General features: G+C 63.2%; 3 protein-coding genes. All 3 read left to right on the forward strand.

Annotated features, from left to right (window positions below):
* Positions 1–1084: glycine cleavage system aminomethyltransferase GcvT (gene gcvT / locus ACR0AC_RS21170; protein WP_480875941.1), on the forward strand; the 1084-nt coding region annotated here is incomplete at its 5' end.
* An 18-nt stretch (positions 1085–1102) separates the two neighbouring features.
* Positions 1103–1468: a glycine cleavage system protein GcvH gene (gcvH, locus tag ACR0AC_RS21175; protein WP_170456856.1), complete on the forward strand. Its 366-nt coding sequence runs from the start codon at positions 1103–1105 to the stop codon at positions 1466–1468.
* A 112-nt stretch (positions 1469–1580) separates the two neighbouring features.
* Positions 1581–4436, forward strand: a complete 2856-nt coding sequence (gene gcvP / locus ACR0AC_RS21180; protein WP_480875944.1) for an aminomethyl-transferring glycine dehydrogenase — start codon at positions 1581–1583, stop codon at positions 4434–4436.
* Positions 4437–4475 lie beyond the last annotated feature (39 nt).

Here is a 4475-nt window from a genome sequence, read left to right on the forward strand (position 1 = left end):
GAAACGCACGCCCTTGTACGCCTTGCACGTTGAGTTGGGAGGTAAGCTGGTTGATTTTGCGGGCTGGGAGATGCCTGTCCAGTATCCGATGGGGATTATGGGGGAGCATAAGCAGTGTCGTGAGAAGGCGGCGGTGTTTGATGTGTCTCATATGGGTCAGGTGATCCTGCGGGGTGAGAATGTGGGTGAGAAGCTGGAGGCGATCTGCCCGCAGGCCTATGCGACCTTGAAAGAGGGCAAGGCGCGGTACGGGTTTTTCACCAACGCGGATGGCGGGATCATGGATGACCTGATCGTGTCGAATGCGGGGGATCATTTCTTTGTGGTGGTGAACGCGGCGCTGCGGCATCAGGACATTCCGCATATGAAGGCGAACCTCGACGGCGTAGACGTGACCGAGATCTTCGACCGGGCGCTGGTGGCGGTGCAAGGCCCCAAGGCCGAAGACGTTGTGGGGGAACTCTGCCCTGCGGCGCGCGATCTGAAGTTCATGGAAACCACCGTGGCCGACATTATGGGCGTCGAATGCCGGATCTCGCGGCTGGGCTATACCGGCGAGGACGGGTATGAGATCTCGATCCCCGAGGACAAGGCCATCGAGATCACCAAGGCCTTCCTGGCGCATGAGGATTGCGAACCGGCGGGTCTGGGCGCGCGTGACAGCCTGCGGCTGGAGGCAGGTCTGTGCCTCTATGGCAATGACATCGATCAGAGCACCTCGCCGATTGAGGCCAGCCTTGGCTGGGCGATCCAGAAGCGCCGCAAGGAAGAGGGCGGGTTCCCGGGGGCCGAGCGTGTCCAACGCGAACTGGCCGAGGGTGCCGCCCGCAAGCTGGTGGGCATCAAGCCCGATGGCCGCGCCCCGGCGCGTCAGGGCGTGGAAATCCAGTGCAGCAATGGCAACACGATCGGTCAGATCACCTCGGGCAGCTTTGGCCCCACGGTGGGTGGCCCGGTGGCGATGGGCTATGTGTCCGCCGGTCACGGTGAGCCGGGCGAGAAGGTGAACCTGATCATCCGGGGCAAGGCGCAACCGGCGCAGATCGTGGCGCTGCCCTTTGTCACCCAGAATTACAAGCGTTGAAGTCAGGAGAGAGACAGCATGGCAACCTATTATTCCGAAGAGCATGAATGGCTGACCGTCGAAGGGGACGTGGCCACTCTGGGCATCACCAAACATGCCGCCGAGCAGCTGGGCGAAGTGGTCTTTGTCGAGCAGCAGGAAGTGGGCGACGAGTTCGAAAAGGACGGCGAGATCGGCGTGATCGAATCCGTCAAGGCGGCCTCGGAACTCTACGCCCCGGTGGATGGCGAGATTGTCGAGGTCAACGAGGCGCTGGCCGACAATCCCGGCGCGCTGAACGAAGACCCCGAGGGCGAGGCCTGGATCTACAAGGTCAAGATCGCGGACGCGTCGCAGCTTGAGGATCTGATGGACGAAGCTGGCTACAAAGCCTTCATCGGCTAAGAAATCACGGCGGATCCTTGCGCGGACCCGCCCCTTCACCTTTTTCCAAATACTTCCGCCGGAGGCTCCCGCAGTCTCCGCCGGGCCTGACCTATCCCTGAGGAGCGCAACGATGGCCTTCAAACTGACCGACTACGAAGCCTATGACTTCGCCAATCGCCGCCATATCGGCCCCAGCCCGACCGAGATGCGCGACATGCTCAAGGTGATCGGCTTCAAGACGCTGGACGAGCTGATCGACGCCACCGTCCCGCCCGCGATCCGCCAGAAGGAGCCGCTGGACTGGGGTCCGGCGATGACGGAACGCGATGCGCTGTTCCACATGAAAGAGGTGGCAAGCAAGAACACCGTTCTGACCTCGCTGATCGGTCAGGGCTATTATGGCACCACCACGCCCGCGCCGATCCTGCGCAACATTCTTGAAAACCCGGCCTGGTACACCGCCTACACCCCCTATCAGCCCGAGATCAGCCAGGGCCGTCTTGAAGCGCTCTTGAACTTCCAGACCATGGTCAGCGATCTGACCGGGCTCGATGTGGCCAACGCGTCCTTGCTGGACGAAGCCACTGCTGCGGCCGAGGCGATGGCGATGGCCAAGCGCGGCGGGCGGTCGAAAGCCAATAACGCGGCTTTCTTTGTCGACAAGAACTGCCACCCGCAGACCATCGCGGTGATCAAAACCCGGGCTGAGCCTCTGGGCATCGACGTGCAGGTTGCCGATCCGGACACGCTGGATGCGGGCGCCGTCTTTGGTGCGATCTTCCAGTACCCCGGCACCCACGGCCATGTGCGCGACTTCACATCGGAAATCGCGGCGCTGCACGAACATAAAGCCATCGCCATTGTCGCCGCCGACATCCTGTCGCTGGCCCTGCTGAAATCCCCCGGCGAGATGGGCGCGGACATTGCCATCGGTTCGACCCAGCGCTTTGGCGTGCCGATGGGCTATGGCGGCCCGCATGCCGCTTACATGGCGACCACCGACAAGCTGAAACGCTCAATGCCGGGCCGGATCATCGGTGTCAGCATCGACAGCCGCGGCAACAAGGCCTACCGGCTGTCGCTGCAGACCCGCGAGCAACACATTCGGCGCGAGAAGGCGAACTCGAATGTCTGCACCGCGCAGGCGCTGCTGGCGGTGATTGCCTCGATGTATGCGGTCTATCACGGCCCCGACGGCATCAAGGCCATCGCGCAATCGGTGCACCGCAAGACCTCGCGCCTGGCCGCCGGTCTGGAAGAGGCGGGCTTTGCCGTTGAACCCGAGGTGTTCTTTGACACGATCACGGTTGAGGTCGGCCATCTGCAGACAACGGTGATGGAGGCCGCCGTGGCGCGCGGCGTCAACCTGCGCAAGGTCGGCGAGACCAGGGTTGGCATCAGCCTGGACGAACAGACCCGCCCCGAGACCATCGAGGCCGTCTGGGGTGCCTTCGGCATCGACCGCACCGATGACAGCTCGAACGTCGCTTACCGCCTGCCCGATTACGCGCTGCGGGAAAGCGAATACCTGACCCACCCGATCTTCCACCAGAACCGGGCCGAGGCCGAGATCACGCGCTATATGCGCCGTCTGGCCGACCGCGATCTGGCGCTGGACCGGGCGATGATCCCGCTGGGGTCCTGCACCATGAAGCTGAACGCCACGATCGAGATGATCCCGGTCACCTGGCCCGAGTTCGGCAACCTGCACCCGTTCTGCCCCGAAGATCAGGCGCAGGGCTATCACGAGATGATTGCGGATCTGAACGACAAGCTGTGCCAGATCACCGGCTATGACGCGATCAGCCAACAGCCCAACTCGGGCGCGCAGGGGGAATATGCGGGTCTCTTGACCATCCGCAACTACCACTTCGCCCGTGGCGAAGGGCAGCGCAATGTCTGCCTGATCCCGACCTCGGCCCATGGCACCAACCCGGCCTCGGCCCAGATGGTGGGCTGGCAGGTTGTGCCGGTGCAGGCGGATGAGAACGGCAACATTGACCTGAACGACTTCCGCGCCAAGGCCGAGAAGCATTCGGGCAACCTCGCCGCCTGCATGATCACCTACCCGTCCACCCATGGCGTCTTTGAGACCACCGTGCAGGAGGTCTGCCAGATCACCCATGACCATGGCGGTCAGGTCTATATCGACGGGGCCAACATGAATGCCATGGTCGGTCTGTCGCGCCCCGGAGACATTGGCGGCGATGTCAGCCACCTGAACCTGCACAAGACCTTCTGCATCCCCCATGGCGGCGGCGGCCCCGGCATGGGTCCGATCGGCGTCAAGGCGCATTTGACCGAACACCTGCCCGGCCACCCGGAATACGGCACCGCCGTGGGCCCGGTCTCGGCGGCCCCCTTTGGCTCGCCGTCCATTCTGCCGGTCTCGTGGGCCTATGTGCTGCTGATGGGCGGTGCCGGTCTGACGCAGGCGACCAAAGTGGCGATCCTGAACGCCAACTATATCGCCGCACGGCTGAGCGAGGCCTATCCGATCCTCTACACCTCGGAAACAGGCCGGGTGGCGCATGAATGCATCCTCGACACAAGACCGCTGGACGAGGCGGCGCATGTCAGCGTTGACGACATCGCCAAACGTCTGGTCGATTCAGGCTTCCACGCCCCCACCATGAGCTGGCCGGTGGCCGGAACCCTGATGGTGGAGCCCACGGAATCGGAACCCATGGCCGAGCTCGACCGCTTCTGCGACGCCATGCTCTCGATCCGATCCGAGGCGCAGGACATCATCGACGGCAAGATCGACGCCGACAACAACCCGCTGAAAAACGCCCCCCACACGGTGCGCGATCTGGTCGGAGACTGGGACCGGCCCTACACCCGCGAACAGGCCTGCTTCCCCCCGGGCTCCATGGGTGTCGACAAATACTGGTCCCCCGTCAACCGCGTCGACAACGCATACGGTGACAGAAACCTCGTCTGCACATGCCCCCCAATGGACGCATACAAAGACGCAGCTGAATAACAACACAAACAAAACCCCCCGCCACAAAAAGGCGGGGGG

The sequence above is a fragment of the Ruegeria sp. H7 genome, from assembly GCF_056532945.1.

What these genes read in the sequence shown, in the direction of transcription:
- gcvH (WP_170456856.1), top strand. Translation starts at nt 1,103, where the DNA reads ATGGCAACCTATTATTCCGAAGAGCATGAATGGCTGACCGTCGAAGGG.
- gcvP (WP_480875944.1), top strand. Translation starts at nt 1,581, where the DNA reads ATGGCCTTCAAACTGACCGACTACGAAGCCTATGACTTCGCCAATCGC.